Origin of the sequence: Arthrobacter sp. AG258, from assembly GCF_004364695.1 — a bacterium.
In the GTDB taxonomy this organism is placed as follows: Bacteria; Actinomycetota; Actinomycetes; order Actinomycetales; family Micrococcaceae; genus Arthrobacter.
Genome location: NZ_SOBI01000003.1, coordinates 409,849 through 424,957, shown reverse-complemented (window position 1 = coordinate 424,957; position 15,109 = coordinate 409,849). Strand labels below are relative to the sequence as shown.

The window sequence follows — 15,109 nt, the reverse complement described above, 5'->3', positions numbered from 1 at the left end:
GCCGGGGGTGTGAAAGTCCTGGAATGGGCGCGGGGCACGACGCCGGGCCTTGCCTGCGTGCCCCTTCATCTGTTGCCATGGGGGAACGGCCGCCCAGCGGCACACCCGATGTAAGGATGGCTATGGCCGGGAATACAGGGCACGACGACATGCGGCACGACCGGCGGGGGCAGGCCGGGGCGTCGGCAGACGATCTGGCCCTGGTGGACCGCTGGTGGCGCGCCGCCAACTACCTCTCCGTGGGGCAGATTTACCTGCGCTCCAACCCGTTGCTGCGGGAGCCGCTGCAGGCGGCGGACACCAAGTCCCGGCTGCTGGGCCACTGGGGCACCACGCCCGGGCTTAACTTCGTCTACGCCCACCTGAACCGCGTGATCCGCCGCGACTCCCTGGAGATGCTCTTTGTTGCCGGTCCCGGCCATGGCGGCCCCGCCGTCGTCGCCAATGCCTGGATGGAGGGGACCTACTCCGAAATCTATGCGCACGTGGGCAACGATGAGGCCGGCATGGCTGAACTGTTCCGGCAGTTCTCCTACCCCGGCGGCATCCCCAGCCATGCCGCCCCGGAAACTCCCGGCTCCATCAGCGAAGGCGGGGAACTCGGGTACTCCCTGGCGCACGCGTACGGGTCGGTGTTCGACAACCCGCAGCTGGTGACCGCCGTCGTGATTGGCGACGGCGAGGCGGAAACCGGGCCCCTCGCTGCCAGCTGGCACTCCCACAACTTCCTGGATCCCGCAGCGGACGGCGCGGTGCTGCCCATCCTGCACCTGAACGGCTACAAGATCGCCAATCCCACCATCCTGGCCCGGATGCCTGAGCAGCAGTTGGAGCAGCTGCTGCGCGGGTACGGACACGAACCGTACTTCGTCACCGTGGCCGACCCGGACAACACGGAACAGGCACACCGTGATTTCGCCGGCGTCCTGGACCGGTGCCTGGCGGACATCAAGGCCATCCAGGATGCCCACCGGCAGGACGCTTCCGGTGAAGAGGCGGGGGAGGGCGGACACCGCTGGCCCCTGATCGTGCTGCGCTCGCCCAAGGGCTGGACCGGGCCGCGGACCGTGGACGGGCTGCAGGTTGAAGGCACGTGGCGGGCGCACCAGGTGCCGCTGTCCGAAGTCCGCACCAACGGTGACCACCTGAAGCAGCTGGAGGAATGGATGCAGTCCTACCGGCCCCGGGAACTGTTCGACGGCGGCGGCCGGCTCCGCGCCGACGTCGCCGAGGGCGCCCCCACCGGCGACTTCCGCATGAGCGCCACACCGCATGCCAACGGCGGACTGCTCAGGCGCGCCCTGAAGCTGCCCGCCTACCGGGACCACGCCGTGGAGGTACACCACCCGGGTACCGAACGGGTGAGCCCCATGGTCACGCTGGGCTCCTGGATGCGGGACGTCATCGCGCAGAACATGGAGAACTTCCGGCTGTTCGGCCCGGACGAGACGGCCTCCAACCGGCTGCAGAACGTCTACGAGGCCACCGACAAGGTGTGGCAGTACAGGATCGACGACGTCGACGAGCACCTTGCGCGCTCCGGCCGGGTCCTGGAGGTGCTGAGCGAGCACCTGTGCCAGGGCTGGCTGGAAGGATATCTCCTGACCGGCCGGCACGGGGTCTTCAACTGCTACGAGGCCTTCGTCCACATTGTCGATTCCATGTTCAACCAGCACGCCAAATGGCTGAAGGTTTCCCGCGGGCTGCCATGGCGCCGGCCGGTGGCCTCCCTGAACTACCTGCTGTCCTCGCACGTCTGGCAGCAGGACCACAATGGCTTCTCGCACCAGGATCCAGGGTTCATCGACCACGCGGTGAACAAGAAGGCAGAGGTCATCCGGGTCTACCTGCCGCCGGACACCAATACCCTGCTCTCCGTCATGGAGCACTGCCTGGCCTCCACGGACTACGTGAACATCGTGGTCAGCGGCAAGCAACCGTCACCCACCTGGCTGGGTCCGGCGGACGCCGCCAACCATTGCCGGCGCGGCCTGGGCATCTGGACGTTCGCGGGGTCCGAGGTGCCAGGTGAGGAGCCCGACGTCGTCCTGGCCTGCGCCGGTGATGTCCCCACCGTGGAGACCGTGGCCGCCGCGGAACTGCTCCGGGACGGCGCTCCCGGGCTCAAGGTACGGGTGGTGAACGTGGTGGACCTGATGCGGCTGCAGGATGACAGCGAGCATCCCCACGGCCTCCCCGCGCACGACTTCGACGGGATCTTCACCGCGGACAAGCCGGTCATTTTCGCCTACCACGGCTATCCGGCGCTGATCCACCGGCTCGCGTACCGCCGCACCAACCAGCAGGGCCTGCACGTGCACGGGTACAAGGAAGAGGGCACCACCACCACGCCGTTCGACATGGCCATGCTCAACGGTATTGACCGCTTCACCCTGGCCATCGACGCGATCGACCGTGTCCCCGGCCTGGCGGGGAAGCATGCCTTATTGCGCCAGGACCTGCAGGACCGGCGCAACCGGGCCCGCGAGCACACCCGCACGCATGGCGAGGACCCGGCGGAAATCCGGAACTGGACCCTGGGCGGCTAGGAGCCTTTGGGGAGTTCGTCGAGGCGGCAGTCCGGGAGGTGGATCCAGCCTTCGGTGCGGGCGGCCGCTGCGTGGGTGCTGTCCGGCAGGAGGGTACGACGCCGGGCGGCGGCGCGGGCGGTCAGGGAGGCGATGACGGCGTCGAAGAGGTCGTCCGAGCCTGCCAGGCTGTCGCGGTGCCCGGCCAGGTCCAGCCACGGCGCCTGTTCCTCGAGGGCGGCCAGCAGGAGGGCCAGGCGCTCGGCTTCCGGGACGCCGCGGCCCTTGTAGCCGCGGCCGTTGAGGCCCCAGATCTTCAGGGACGCCGCGGGGTACACCTCGGCCAGGCGTCCGGAACCGTCCCTTGGCTGCGGGCCGTGGAGTTGGGCGATCTTTGCCTGGATGACCGCGCAGCGCATGGCAGGGTGGGCCAGCCGGTCCGCGGAGACGCTGAGCGGGATCAGCCCGGTTTCACGCGTGACGAAGCGGTCGGTGTCCCGGTACGCGAGCAGCCGGCGGCCGGCGATTCCGTCGTGTTCGAGGACGGGGGCCGCGATGTTGTCCAGGTGCCCGGTGAGGAACGGGATCAGGGCATCGGGCCAGCCTACGGGGCAGTCGACGCCGGTCATGTCGGTGCTGCCGAACAGCTCCACGATGTGCTGGTCGTCCACGTCCAGGGCCAGGTGGGTGAGCCGGGCGGCCCCGCTGCCCGTGCTGCCTGCGCCCCACTCAATGACCGCCACCGCGGTCTTCTTGGTGGCCGCCGCGAGGTCCACGCCGAGGGTCTTCATGCCGGGATCAGACGCGCCTGTAGCACAGCGCCCCGTCAACGGCTCCGGCTTCGCCCAAGTCATCGCCCCGGGCAAAGCCGGCCCACAGGGCCCGCACTGAACGGCCGGTAGAGTCCACGTCCTCCCACCGGGCACCGTTGATCAGGCCCACGCCGTCCCAGGTCTTCCGGGTGCCGAGCAGCAGGGGCAGGTCGATGGTGTGGGCCGCGCCGAAGACGTTGCCGGGGGCGTGCCAGTCCAGGACGTACCGGTGCGCGCGGCCGCCTGCCTTCGCGTGCCGGCGGGCAAAGCGGCGGGTGGCCCGGCCGTACACGGTTTCGGCGACCACCCAGTCGATGGCGCGGACGGCAGTGGCACCCACCAGCGGAACGGCGGCCAGCCGCATGAGCCACGGGCTGCGGGGGAGGAACAACCGGGCTTCCTCGGTTGTGTGCCCGATCAGCACGTCAATCGCGGGTGCGGTCCGGTCCCAGGCCGCCTCGATGGCGTCCTCCTCCGGGAGCGGATCGTGGCCGTACTGCGTTCCAAACGGCATGGCCGCGAGCATCCCGAACTTCCGCGCCACCTGGGCTACCTGTGCCTCGCGTTCCACCACCTCCATGGCCGGTGTTTCCTCGGTCACCGTTTCGGCGGCGATGCCCATGGCATGGTTCATCCGGGCGCGTCCCCGGGCAATGCCCAGCGGTGCGCTTTGGATGATGGCACGCTGGAAGAGCCCGGGCGCGTCCGGCGTGGCCATGAGGTGGGCGATTGCGTCGCCGCCGGCGGACTGGCCGAAGGCGGTCACCAGGCCCGGGTCGCCGCCGAACGCCCCGATGTTCCGCTGTACCCAGCGGAAGGCTTCCAGTTGGTCCAGGAGACCCAGGTTGCCTGGACGCCCGGCCGGCGTGGCCAGGAACCCAAACAGGCCCAGGCGGTAGGTCACGGATACCGCCACCACGCGGTTTTCGGACACCAGCCTGGCGGGATCGAAGATGGCCAGGTCTCCGGATCCGGTGGTGTAGGAACCTCCATGGATCCACACCATGACGGGCAGCCGTTCCCCCGGCTGGAGGTCGCCGGGCATGGTGATGGAGAGGTTCTGGCAGTCCTCGCTGCCCGGGAGCTCCCCGTAGGTGGTGCCCAGGACGTCGTCGAGGAACGGGACCGGGCCTTGCGGGCAGGCCGGGGCCAACGCCGTGGCGGCATAGTCGCTGGTCCAGTCCGCGACCGGTGCCGGGGCTTGGAAACGTGGGGCCCGGGCGTACGGGATTCCGGTGGCACGAAGGACATCGCCGTCCCGCCAGCCGGTGACGGGGCCGCAGGGCGGATTGAACAACAACGTGGAGTAAAGCGTCGGCTCGGTAGGCACAGGTCCACGATTCCACAGATTTCCAGTGGCCGGACAACAGAAATCCCCGCCTTCCGGACAATTCCCCATCGCGTGATGCGGGGAATAGTCCGAGATGCGGGGACTTGTGGCGAAGGCCGCGCCCAGGCGGGCCGCCGCAGGAATTAGTGGCCGGTGGGCACGTAGCGCTTGATGGAGGCTTCCAATTCGGCTTCGGCGGCGGCGCGGTCGCCCCAGCCCTCGGCCTTGACCCACTTGCCGGGCTCCAGGTCCTTGTAGCGGGTGAAGAAGTGCTCGATTTCCTTGATCAGGAACTCGTTGACATCGCTCACTTCCTGGATGTGGTCAAAGCGGGCATCCACCGGGACGCACAGGATCTTGGCGTCTCCGCCGCCGTCGTCGGTCATGTTGAAGACGCCGATGGGGCGGGATTCGACGATGACGCCGGGGTGCAGGTCGAAGTCCTGCAGCAGCACCAGCGCGTCCAGCGGGTCGCCGTCCTCGCCGAGGGTGTTTTCGAAGTACCCGTAGTGGGTGGGGTACTGCATGGAGGTGAAGAGGACGCGGTCCAGGCGGACGCGGCCGGTCTCGTGGTCAACTTCATACTTGACGCGTGATCCCTTGGGGATCTCGATGGTCACGTCGTGCTTCATGGAATGCTCCTCGGCAATTACAGGGGGTGCGCGGCACACTTGACGGCCCACAAAAGAGAGTGTCGGTACCGCCGACTACTATTGAGGATATAGCGAGAGGCCCTGGAATCAGGAACTTGTGGGGAAATTTCAGGACTTGAGGACCAGCACCAGCATGAGCAACACAACCGGCACGGAATCCCGGCGTGGCCGGCGTTCCCTGGGCTCCGCAGGCCTGGGCCAGGCCCTGCGGGCGGCCATCCCCCCGGTGCTGGTGGTCTTGCTGCTGTTGGTCCTGGCAGTCCCGGCGGCCCTGCTTGTGGCACCGGGATTCGTCGCCCCCGGAGCGACTGTCGCTGCCGCGCCGGTTCCGGCCTGGCAGCAGCTCCCCGCCACGGTGTCCGCCCCGCAAGTCCTTGCCCCGCTCCAGCAGTCCGCGCCGGTGCCCACGCCCTCGGCGGTGGCGGCCCAAGTGGATCCGCTGTTGGCCACCGACGGCGGCGGCACTTTCACGGGCATGGTGCAGGACGCGTCCACCGGCCAGGTCCTTTTTGACCGGGGCGGCTCGGAAGGCCGGGTGCCGGCGTCCAACCTCAAGCTGCTGACGTCGGCAGCCGCGCTGCGGACCCTGGGGCCGGACCACCGCTTCGCCACCAAGGTGCTGCGCGGTCCCGCTCCCGGGCAGGTAGTGCTGGTAGGTGGCGGCGACGTCCTGCTGGGGGCCGGGGAGTCGCGGCCCGAACAAACCCTGGGCCACGCCGGCCTGGCCACCCTTGCGGCGCAGGCCGTGGATGCCTTGCGGGCTGCCGGCACCACCGGGGAAATTACAGTGCTGCTGGATGACTCGCTCTTCACCGGTCCGGCGCTGAACCCGGCCTGGCTGGCGGGCGACGTGGAAGCCGGCGAAATTGCCCCGCTCTACCCACTCGCCCTCAACTCCGCGCGCTTCGATCCTGCGGTCACCACAGGCCCACGGCCGCAGGACGCAGCCATGGCCGCGGCCGGGGAATTCGCTGCGCGGCTCCGCGCTGCAGGTGCCGGAGCGGGCCTGACCGTCGTGGCCGGCGTCGAACGCGCACCCGGCACGGCCGCGGCGGCAGGAGCCGCCGTGCAGGCGCAGCCCGTGGTGCTGGCAGAGGTTGAATCGGCCACCGTGGCCGAGCAGGTGGACCTGATGCTGCAGGTATCGGACAACTACCTGGCCGAGACCATGGGCCGGATGGCGGCGCTGGCCACCGGCCGGTCCGGCAGCAATGACGGCGCAACGGCAGCGGTCGTTGCCGAGGCGGGGGCCGCCGGAGTCGCCACGGACACCATCAAACTGGCGGACGTGTGCGGGCTGGCCCTGGGCAACCAGGTATCGGCCCGCCAGTTCACGGACGTGGTCAGGGCCATGACCACCGGTGCCGATGCCAGGCTTCGCGGTGCCTTGGACGGCTTTCCGGTGGGCGGCCTGTCCGGCACCCTGGACACCCGGTACGGGGATGCCGGCACGGCGGGCGGGGCAGGCCTGGTGCGCGCCAAGACCGGGACCTTGAACACCGTCCTGGCCCTGAGCGGCTACGTGGTGGACGCCGACGGCCGGCTCCTGGTGTTCTCGTTCATCGGCAACGGGCTCACGCCGGGGGCGGCAGGGAACAAGCAGGCGCTGGACCGTGCGGCCACGGTGCTGGCCGGGTGCGGCTGCCGCTGACCTACTGCGGCTGCACGCCCAATGCGGCCATGACGACGGCGGCAAGCACCGACGCCCAGCCCTTGCGCGGGCCTGCGGCCAGGGGAGGGATGGGGCGGTAGGGGATCATGGCGGCCTCCTTTGAGGGTTCTTGGCCTGTGCCCCAACGATGGCCGGGCCGGCTGGGCCGCCGCTTTCGACGCCCTGTGCGGTGGCTGTGGAAGTTCGCCGGTCAGCGAACTTTAAGGACGTTGTCCGGCGCGTTGTGTTCTGATGGGACCATGGAGTCCACCGCGCGCGAGTCCGCACCGACGTTGTCCCCAACGGCCCAGTCCCTGATCAACTGGGACCTCGCTGCTTCCGCGGCGGCGCGGCTGGCTCCGGCCGGCCCGGTGCTGGATGAAAAGGCCATTGGCGAGGCGGTGGACAGCCTCCGCCGGCTCGCCGACGCATCCGTCCCGCATGTCCACGACATCACCGGCCTGGAAGCCGCGCGGGACCTGCGGGACTCCTCCGTGCTGGTGGTGGACCGGGCATCCTGGGCCAAGGCCAACACCCAGAGCTTCGCGGTGATGCTCAAGCCCGCCATGCAGAAGATGCTGGACAGCCGCCGCGGCACCCTGAGCCCCTCCGCGGCCAGCGTCAGCGGCGCCATCACCGGCGGCCAGCTCGGCGCCGTGCTCGCCTTCCTCTCCAGCAAGGTGCTGGGCCAGTACGATCCTTTCGCGGCCCTGGCCGAGAACTCCAGTGCGCCTGCTGCGGGCCGGCTCCTGCTCGTGGCACCGAACATCGTCTCGGTGGAGCGTGAACTCAACGTCGCGCCGGAGGACTTCAGGCTCTGGGTGTGCCTGCACGAGCAGACCCACCGGGTCCAGTTCGCCGCGGCACCTTGGCTGCGCCACCACATGCTCGAACAGATCGATGAACTCAGCGGCCACTTGCTCGGGAACGTCGATTCCCTGATGGAGCGCGCCTCCGCCGCTGCCCGTTCGTTGAAGGACCGTTCCGCCACCGGAAACACGCCCGGCCGGGGCGCCATCCTGGACCTGCTGCAGGACCCCGAAGAGAAGGCCGCCATCTCCCACCTCACCGCGGTGATGAGCCTCCTCGAAGGGCACGCCAACGTGGTGATGGACGCCGTTGACGCCAGCATCGTCCCCTCCGTGAAGACCATCCGGCAGCGGTTCAACGACCGCGGCAAGGACCGCGGCGTGATCGAAAAGTTCATCCGCAGCCTCCTGGGCCTGGACGCGAAAATGCGCCAGTACTCCGACGGCGCCCGCTTTGTCCGCGCGGTGGTGGACGTGGCCGGCATGGAGGGCTTCAACAGGGTCTGGGAGTCGGTGGACCACTTGCCCACGGAGCCGGAGATCCACGACGCCAAGCTGTGGATTGACCGGATGGGCCTCTGATTGCCGGACGCCCAGCCGCACCACCCGCCCATGCCTGAGAATCCTTCCACCGGCCCAACCCCGCGCCGCAGCGGACGGCGCCGTCCCGGCAGGCTCGCCCCCGTCGTCGGCACTGCTCGCAAAATGCTGCAAAAAGCGCTCGCCGACGCCGGCTATCCCCGCCGTATCACCGTGGCATGCAGCGGCGGGCCCGACTCCCTGGCACTCGCCGCGGTGGCCGCCTACTTCGCCCGGCGCGGCCACGTTGACGGCCACCCGCTGGCCGTGGGCGCCGTGGTGGTGGACCACCAGCTGCAGGCAGGGTCCGCCCAGGTTGCCGCCCGCACCGCTGAAGCCCTGCGGGAGCTGGGCCTCGATCCTGTCGAAATCCGCACCGTCACGGTCTCGGCGGCCGGCATGGGCCCCGAAGCTGCGGCCCGCGAGGCCCGGCACGCCGCGCTGGAGGCTGCAGCGGACCAGCAGGGCGCCGGCGCCATCCTCCTGGGACACACCCTCGACGACCAGGCCGAACAGGTCCTGCTGGGCCTGGCCCGCGGCTCCGGAACGCGGTCCCTCGCCGGCATGCGGCCCGCCCGCGCAGGAACCGGACACAGCGTGCTGCTGCGCCCGTTCCTGGGGCTGCGCCGGGCAGATACGGAGGAGATCTGCGCCGTCGAGGAGCTGGAACCCTGGCACGACCCCACCAACACCGACCCTGCCTTCGCCCGCTCGCGCACCAGGGTGGAAGTGCTCCCGCACCTTGAGCAAAAGCTGGGTCCGGGAGTGGCCGAGTCCCTGGCCCGCACCGCCGCGATCCTGCAGCTGGACGCGGACTACCTCGAGGATGTGGCGGAAAGCACCTATGTCTCCCTCGTGGAGCGGGACGGCACGGACCTCAGCCTGCCGGAGGAGGCGCTGGGGGCTTTGGCCCCAGCCATCAGGTTCCGCGTGATTGCCAAGGCAGCGGCCGACGCCGGCGGCCAGCAGCCCGGCTACCAGCGCCTTTTGGCGGCGGAAGCGCTGCTGCGGCGGCAGGGTTCCGCAGGCCCGGTGGAGCTTCCGGGCGGCGTGAGCGTGTACCGGTTGTCGCTGGCGCAACTGGAACGGCCTGCCGGTGCCGGCAGCCCGGGAGGCGTCGCTTCCGTTCCCCGTGAACGGGCGCGCTGTGGGAAGCTAGTATTCCGGCCTCAAAAACCGCCCGAAAAATAGTCGCACCCCGCATCTAAACAGGAGCCATTGGTGGATTCAAACGACGTCCAGGCAGACCTCAAGCACGTTCTCTACACCAAGGAACAGATCCAGCAGCGGATCACCGAACTCGCCGCGCAGATCGACAAGGACTATGAAGGGCGCGAGATCCTCGTTGTCGGTGTCCTCAAGGGTGCCGTGATGGTCATGGCGGACCTGGCCAGGGCCCTGCACAGCCACGTGTCCATGGACTGGATGGCGGTGTCTTCCTACGGCTCCGGGACGCAGTCCTCCGGCGTGGTGCGGATCCTGAAGGACCTGGACACCGACCTGATGGGCAAGGACGTGCTGATCGTCGAGGACATCATCGATTCCGGCCTCACCTTGTCCTGGCTGAAGACCAACCTGGAATCCCGCGGCACCGCCTCGGTGGAGATCTGCACCGCCTTCCGCAAGCCCACCGCCGCCAAGGTGGAGATCGACGTCAAGTACGTTGGCTACGACATCCCCAACGAATTCGTGGTGGGCTACGGCCTGGACTACGCCGAAAAGTACCGCAACCTGGACTTCGTGGGCACCCTCGCCCCGCACGTCTACGAATAAGCTGCCCGCGACCGCAGCCGCTGCTGCCCGGGGCCACCACCGTGGGTAGCAGGAACGTTGGCATCAGGGACGTGGCCCGGGCGGCAGGGGTGTCCGCCACCACCGTCTCCCATGTCCTCAATGACGCGCCATACGCCCGCGTCAGCCCCGAAACCCGCGAAAAAGTGAAGTCGACGGCGGTCCGGCTGGGGTACGGGCCCAACCGGCTGGCTCGGGCCCTCCGCAGCCGCAAGTCAGGCGTGCTGGGCCTGGTCAGCGAGGATGTGGCCACCACGCCGCATGCCGGCCGCATCATCCTCGGCGCCGACGAGGCGGCCCGCGCCCGGGGCTACACCCTGATGATCATCAACACTGCGGGCTCGGCGGACCACGGCTCCCGTGAAGCCGACGTGGAGTCCCTGCTGGAGCGGCAGGTGGACGGCATCCTCTACGCCACCATGTACCACCGGTACCTTCAGGCGCCCGCCAACCTCGGCAAGGTCCCTTCGGTGCTGGTGGATGCCGTCACAGCGGATGACAGTTTTCCGGCAGTGGTCCCGGACGAGTGCGGCGGCGCGGCTGCCGCGGTGGAAGCCCTCCTTGCCGCGGGCCATACCCGTATCGGGTTCATCAACAACACCGAGGACGTTCCCTCCACCGTCCGGCGGCTCCAGGGTTTCCGGGACACGCTGACCCGCGCGGGCCTGGACGGTTCCTCCGCCCCCGTCGAGCCGGCGTCGTCCGATGCTGCCGGGGGATACGCTGCCGCCCGCAGGATGCTGGGAAGCGGCCACCCGCCGTCGGGCCTCTTCTGCTACAACGACCGCATGGCCATGGGCGCCTACCGCGCGGCCGCGGAACTGGGCCTCTCCATCCCGGGCGACCTGTCCGTCGTCGGCTTCGATGACCAGGAACTGATTGCCGCCAGCCTCCACCCCGGCCTGAGCACCGTGGCCCTGCCGCACTACGAAATGGGTGCGTGGGCGGCGGACCGGTTGATCGACGCCATCGAAGCCGACGCCATGGAAGCCGAATCCGGCGAAGCCCCCAGAACCGGCGCCGGCGCCCGCGGCGGAACATCCGGCCCGGTGCTCCTCGGCTGCCCGCTGGTAACCCGCGGGTCCGTCGCAGCGCCGCCGGAACGGCCCTGACCGGGGCATTCCCTGACTTCCGGGCCCGCTACGCCCACAGGGAACTTTTGCTTTTCGCTATGCGTGATGTACTCCGGACGGTGTATAGCTAGAAGCTGACGCAGCACCATCACGCGCGCAGACTACTCGCCGTGAAGCACTACCGGAAGGGACGGGGCGAGCCCCCGAACAGATGAAAGCTAAGAACTTCTTCAAAGGCCCGGGCATCTGGATCGTCGTTGTGGTCGGTCTGCTCCTGGTGGCTTTTGCAACGCTCGCCCCCGGCGGTGCAGCCCGGATCGACACGGACAAGGGCCTGGAGCTGCTTTCCAGCAACAAGGTGGAGCAGGCCAAGATCTTCGACGGCGAAAACCGCGTTGACCTCACGCTGAAGGACAACCTGCAGGTGAACGGGCAGGACAAAGGCAAGAGCGTGCAGTTCTTCTTCGTGGACGCCCGCGCGCAGGATGTGGTGAAGGCTGTCACCGACGCCAAGCCCGCCCAAGGCTTCACAGACCAGCCCATCGAGAGCAACTGGTTCTCCGGCCTGCTCTCGCTCCTGATCCCCGTGATCCTCCTGGGCGCCCTGTTCTGGTTCCTGATGACCCGGATGCAGGGCGGCGGCTCCAAGATCATGCAGTTCGGCAAGTCCAAGGCCAAGATGGTCAGCAAGGACATGCCGCAGGTGACCTTCGCCGATGTCGCAGGTTCCGACGAGGCAGTGGAGGAACTGCAGGAAATCAAGGAATTCCTGCAGGAGCCTGCAAAGTTCCAGGCCGTCGGCGCCAAGATCCCCAAGGGCGTGCTGCTCTACGGCCCGCCAGGCACCGGTAAGACGCTGCTGGCCCGCGCAGTGGCCGGTGAGGCAGGCGTCCCCTTCTTCTCCATCTCGGGCTCGGACTTCGTGGAAATGTTCGTCGGCGTCGGTGCCTCCCGCGTCCGCGACCTCTTTGAACAGGCCAAGGCCAACTCGCCCGCCATCATCTTCGTGGACGAGATCGACGCCGTGGGCCGGCACCGCGGCGCCGGCATTGGCGGCGGCAACGACGAACGCGAGCAGACCCTCAACCAGCTGCTGGTGGAGATGGACGGCTTCGACGTCAAGACCAACGTCATCCTGATCGCCGCCACCAACCGGCCCGACGTCCTGGACCCGGCACTGCTGCGTCCGGGCCGCTTCGACCGCCAGATCGGTGTGGAGGCCCCCGACCTGATCGGCCGCGACCAGATCCTCAAGGTCCACGCCAAGGGCAAGCCGATGGCTCCGGGCGTCGACCTCAAGGCCGTCGCCAAGAAGACGCCGGGTTACACCGGTGCGGACCTGGCGAACGTCCTCAACGAGGCCGCCCTGCTTACCGCCCGCTCCAACGCGAACCTGATTGATGACCGCGCCCTGGACGAGGCCATCGACCGCGTCATGGCCGGCCCGCAGAAGCGCAGCCGCGTCATGAAGGAACACGAGCGGAAGATCACCGCCTACCACGAGGGTGGGCACGCCCTGGTTGCCGCGGCCCTGCGGAACTCTGCTCCGGTCACCAAGATCACCATCCTCCCGCGCGGCCGGGCCCTGGGCTACACCATGGTGGTGCCGGACAACGACAAGTACTCCGTGACCCGCAACGAACTCCTGGACCAGATGGCGTACGCCATGGGCGGGCGCGTCGCCGAGGAGATCGTGTTCCACGATCCGTCCACCGGCGCCTCCAACGACATCGAAAAGGCCACTGGCACCGCCCGGAAGATGGTCACCGAATACGGCATGAGCGAACGGGTCGGCGCGGTCCGGCTGGGCCAGGGCGGCGGCGAGCCGTTCCTGGGCCGCGACGCCGGGCACGAGCGCAACTACTCGGACCAGATCGCGTACGTCGTGGATGAGGAAGTGCGCCGCCTGATTGAGCAGGCCCATGACGAAGCGTACGAAATCCTCACCGAAAACCGGGACATCCTGGACATCCTGGCCCTGGAACTGCTGGAGCGGGAAACCCTGAACCAGGCCGAGATCGCCGACATCTTCCGTGACGTCCGCAAGCGTGACTTCCGCGAGGTGTGGCTGTCCAAGGAAACCCGCCCCGTGCAGATGGCGGGTCCGGTGGAGAGCCGCCTGGAGCGGGCAGAACGCGAGGCCCAGGAGGAAGCAAAGAAGGCCCGGATGGACGAGCCGCTGGACGCCCAGCCGCCGCATTCCCAAGGTGTTGCGGAGGATGCGCCGTTTCATGGCGGCACCCCCGAATCGGGGCCCGGCACCCTTCGCGGCTAAGCTTTCCCTGTGACTTCCTTCGACGACGACGACGTTTCCGCCTCCGCCGATCACCTGGCGGCAGGCGGTCACCGGTCCTCAAAACATGAAAGAGTGGACCGGCCCCGGATCGAGGCGGCCGTCCGCGAGATCCTCCTCGCCATCGGCGAGGACCCGGACCGCGGCGGGCTCGTAGATACCCCCAAACGGGTTGCGAAGGCGTACGCCGAGGTGTTCGCCGGGCTGCACCACGACCCCGCCGAGGTCCTGTCCACCACCTTTGACCTGGACCACGAGGAACTCGTCCTGGTCAAGGACATTCCGTTCTATTCCACCTGCGAGCACCACCTGGTGCCATTCCACGGGGTGGCGCACGTTGGCTACATCCCGTCGCATGACGGCAAGGTCACCGGGTTGAGCAAGCTGGCCCGGCTGGTGGACATCTACGCCCGCCGCCCGCAGGTCCAGGAGCGGCTGACCACGGAGATCGTCGAAGCGATGGTCCGCTACCTCAAGCCCCGCGGGGCGATCGTCGTTGTCGAATGCGAGCACATGTGCATGTCGATGCGCGGCATCCGCAAGCCCGGAGCGAAGACCGTCACCAGTGCGGTCCGCGGGCAGCTGCATGACCCGGCCACCCGTGCCGAGGCCATGAGCCTCATCCTCGGAAGGTAACAAACCATGGATTCACTAGCCGCAGCCCCCGGAACGGGGCCCGCGACCTCTCCGCTGCCCATCCTCCGCAAGCCCCGCCCGGCGGCCCGCTTCGAGGACCTCCCCACCGGCCGCACACTGGTCATGGGGATCCTGAACGTCACCCCGGATTCCTTCAGTGACGGCGGAAAGCACCCCACCGCGGACACCGCCATCGCTGCCGGCCTGCGGATGTTGTACGCAGGGGCGGACATCATCGACGTCGGCGGGGAGTCCACCCGCCCCGGCGCCGAGGACGTCACGCCGGAGGAAGAGCAGCGGCGCGTCCTGCCGGTCATCGAAGCACTGGTGAAGGCCGGTGCGCTGGTCAGCATCGACACCACCCACGCCGCCACTGCGGCCGCCGCCCTGAAGGCCGGCGCCGCCATCATCAATGACGTCTCCGGGCTGACCATCGAACCGGAGATGGCGGAGCTCGTGGCAGCATCCAAGGTTCCCTACGTCCTCACGCACCGTCGCGGGGACGCCCGGACCATGAATTCACTCGCTGAGTACACGGACGTGGCAGGCGAGGTCGTGGCCGAGCTGGCGGGGGTGCGGGACAAGCTCTTCGCCGCAGGAGTCAGCCACGAGCAGATCATCGTGGACCCGGGCCTGGGGTTCGCCAAGAACGACGCCCACAACTGGGAGCTGCTGCAGAACCTGGACCAGCTGGACAGCCTGGGCCACCGGGTCCTGGTGGCGGCCTCCCGCAAGAGGTTCCTGGGCACGCTGCTCACCGTGGCCGGCAAGTCCGCCGCTCCGGAGGAACGGGACGGTGCCACGGCGGCAATCACCGCCATCAGCGCCTCGCGCGGCGCATGGGCAGTCCGCGTGCACGACGTCGGGCCAAGCCTTGACGCCGTCAAGGTCGCTGCCCGCATGGCAGCGGTACCCACGCCACAAGCCGTACCCAAGACGCACTAGGGCCGGGGG

12 protein-coding genes are annotated in these 15,109 nt (G+C 68.7%); 9 read left to right on the top strand and 3 right to left on the bottom strand.

Features of this window, described 5'->3' with window-relative positions; genetic code table 11:
• Positions 1–122: 122 nt before the first annotated feature.
• Complete coding sequence (locus DFO47_RS08365; RefSeq protein WP_133831314.1) at positions 123–2,549, top strand: phosphoketolase family protein; 2,427 nt, start codon at positions 123–125, stop codon at positions 2,547–2,549.
• Here DFO47_RS08365 and DFO47_RS08360 read toward each other — a convergent pair.
• From DFO47_RS08360 to DFO47_RS08350, 3 genes are all read right to left on the bottom strand, one after another.
• Positions 2,546–3,319 carry a DUF429 domain-containing protein gene (locus DFO47_RS08360; RefSeq protein WP_133831313.1) on the bottom strand — a complete coding sequence of 258 codons (774 nt, stop codon included), beginning with the start codon at positions 3,317–3,319 and terminating at the stop codon, positions 2,546–2,548. The two genes, DFO47_RS08365 and DFO47_RS08360, sit on opposite strands and share 4 nt — an antisense overlap.
• Before the next feature lie 7 nt (positions 3,320–3,326).
• On the bottom strand, positions 3,327–4,670 hold the full coding sequence (locus DFO47_RS08355; RefSeq protein ID WP_133831312.1) for a carboxylesterase family protein: 1,344 nt from the start codon (positions 4,668–4,670) through the stop codon (positions 3,327–3,329).
• Positions 4,671–4,813: 143 nt separating this feature from the next.
• The gene (locus tag DFO47_RS08350) at positions 4,814–5,302 is read right to left on the bottom strand and encodes an inorganic diphosphatase (RefSeq protein ID WP_018762663.1); all 489 of its coding nucleotides are present in this window, start codon (positions 5,300–5,302) and stop codon (positions 4,814–4,816) included.
• A gap of 154 nt (positions 5,303–5,456) precedes the next feature.
• On the opposite strand from DFO47_RS08350, the gene DFO47_RS08345 reads away from it, so the two are divergent.
• The 8 genes from DFO47_RS08345 to folP all read left to right on the top strand — a co-directional run bounded on the left by DFO47_RS08345 (position 5,457) and on the right by folP (position 15,100).
• Positions 5,457–6,974 carry a D-alanyl-D-alanine carboxypeptidase gene (locus DFO47_RS08345; RefSeq protein ID WP_133831311.1) on the top strand — a complete coding sequence of 506 codons (1,518 nt, stop codon included), beginning with the start codon at positions 5,457–5,459 and terminating at the stop codon, positions 6,972–6,974.
• 260 nt (positions 6,975–7,234) lie between these two features.
• Complete coding sequence (locus DFO47_RS08340) at positions 7,235–8,365, top strand: zinc-dependent metalloprotease (RefSeq protein ID WP_018762661.1); 1,131 nt, start codon at positions 7,235–7,237, stop codon at positions 8,363–8,365.
• A 123-nt stretch (positions 8,366–8,488) separates the two neighbouring features.
• Positions 8,489–9,553 (top strand): tRNA lysidine(34) synthetase TilS, encoded by a 1,065-nt coding sequence (tilS, locus tag DFO47_RS08335; protein WP_208294386.1) that lies wholly within the window; start codon positions 8,489–8,491, stop codon positions 9,551–9,553.
• A 30-nt stretch (positions 9,554–9,583) separates the two neighbouring features.
• Positions 9,584–10,135, top strand: coding sequence for a hypoxanthine phosphoribosyltransferase (gene hpt, locus DFO47_RS08330; RefSeq protein WP_018762659.1), 552 nt, complete (start codon positions 9,584–9,586; stop codon positions 10,133–10,135).
• Positions 10,136–10,176: 41 nt separating this feature from the next.
• The gene (locus tag DFO47_RS08325) at positions 10,177–11,265 is read left to right on the top strand and encodes a LacI family DNA-binding transcriptional regulator (protein ID WP_133831310.1); all 1,089 of its coding nucleotides are present in this window, start codon (positions 10,177–10,179) and stop codon (positions 11,263–11,265) included.
• A 172-nt stretch (positions 11,266–11,437) separates the two neighbouring features.
• Positions 11,438–13,501 carry an ATP-dependent zinc metalloprotease FtsH gene (ftsH, locus tag DFO47_RS08320; protein WP_018762657.1) on the top strand — a complete coding sequence of 688 codons (2,064 nt, stop codon included), beginning with the start codon at positions 11,438–11,440 and terminating at the stop codon, positions 13,499–13,501.
• A 9-nt stretch (positions 13,502–13,510) separates the two neighbouring features.
• Complete coding sequence (gene folE, locus DFO47_RS08315; RefSeq protein ID WP_109044068.1) at positions 13,511–14,155, top strand: GTP cyclohydrolase I FolE; 645 nt, start codon at positions 13,511–13,513, stop codon at positions 14,153–14,155.
• Positions 14,156–14,161: 6 nt separating this feature from the next.
• Positions 14,162–15,100 (top strand): dihydropteroate synthase, encoded by a 939-nt coding sequence (folP, locus tag DFO47_RS08310; RefSeq protein ID WP_133831309.1) that lies wholly within the window; start codon positions 14,162–14,164, stop codon positions 15,098–15,100.
• Positions 15,101–15,109: the final 9 nt, after the last annotated feature.

What these genes read in the sequence shown, in the direction of transcription:
- DFO47_RS08365 (WP_133831314.1), top strand. Translation starts at nt 123, where the DNA reads ATGGCCGGGAATACAGGGCACGACGACATGCGGCACGACCGGCGGGGG.
- DFO47_RS08360 (WP_133831313.1), bottom strand. Translation starts at nt 3,319, where the DNA reads ATGAAGACCCTCGGCGTGGACCTCGCGGCGGCCACCAAGAAGACCGCG.
- DFO47_RS08350 (WP_018762663.1), bottom strand. Translation starts at nt 5,302, where the DNA reads ATGAAGCACGACGTGACCATCGAGATCCCCAAGGGATCACGCGTCAAG.
- DFO47_RS08345 (WP_133831311.1), top strand. Translation starts at nt 5,457, where the DNA reads ATGAGCAACACAACCGGCACGGAATCCCGGCGTGGCCGGCGTTCCCTG.
- DFO47_RS08340 (WP_018762661.1), top strand. Translation starts at nt 7,235, where the DNA reads ATGGAGTCCACCGCGCGCGAGTCCGCACCGACGTTGTCCCCAACGGCC.
- tilS (WP_208294386.1), top strand. Translation starts at nt 8,489, where the DNA reads ATGCTGCAAAAAGCGCTCGCCGACGCCGGCTATCCCCGCCGTATCACC.
- ftsH (WP_018762657.1), top strand. Translation starts at nt 11,438, where the DNA reads ATGAAAGCTAAGAACTTCTTCAAAGGCCCGGGCATCTGGATCGTCGTT.
- folP (WP_133831309.1), top strand. Translation starts at nt 14,162, where the DNA reads ATGGATTCACTAGCCGCAGCCCCCGGAACGGGGCCCGCGACCTCTCCG.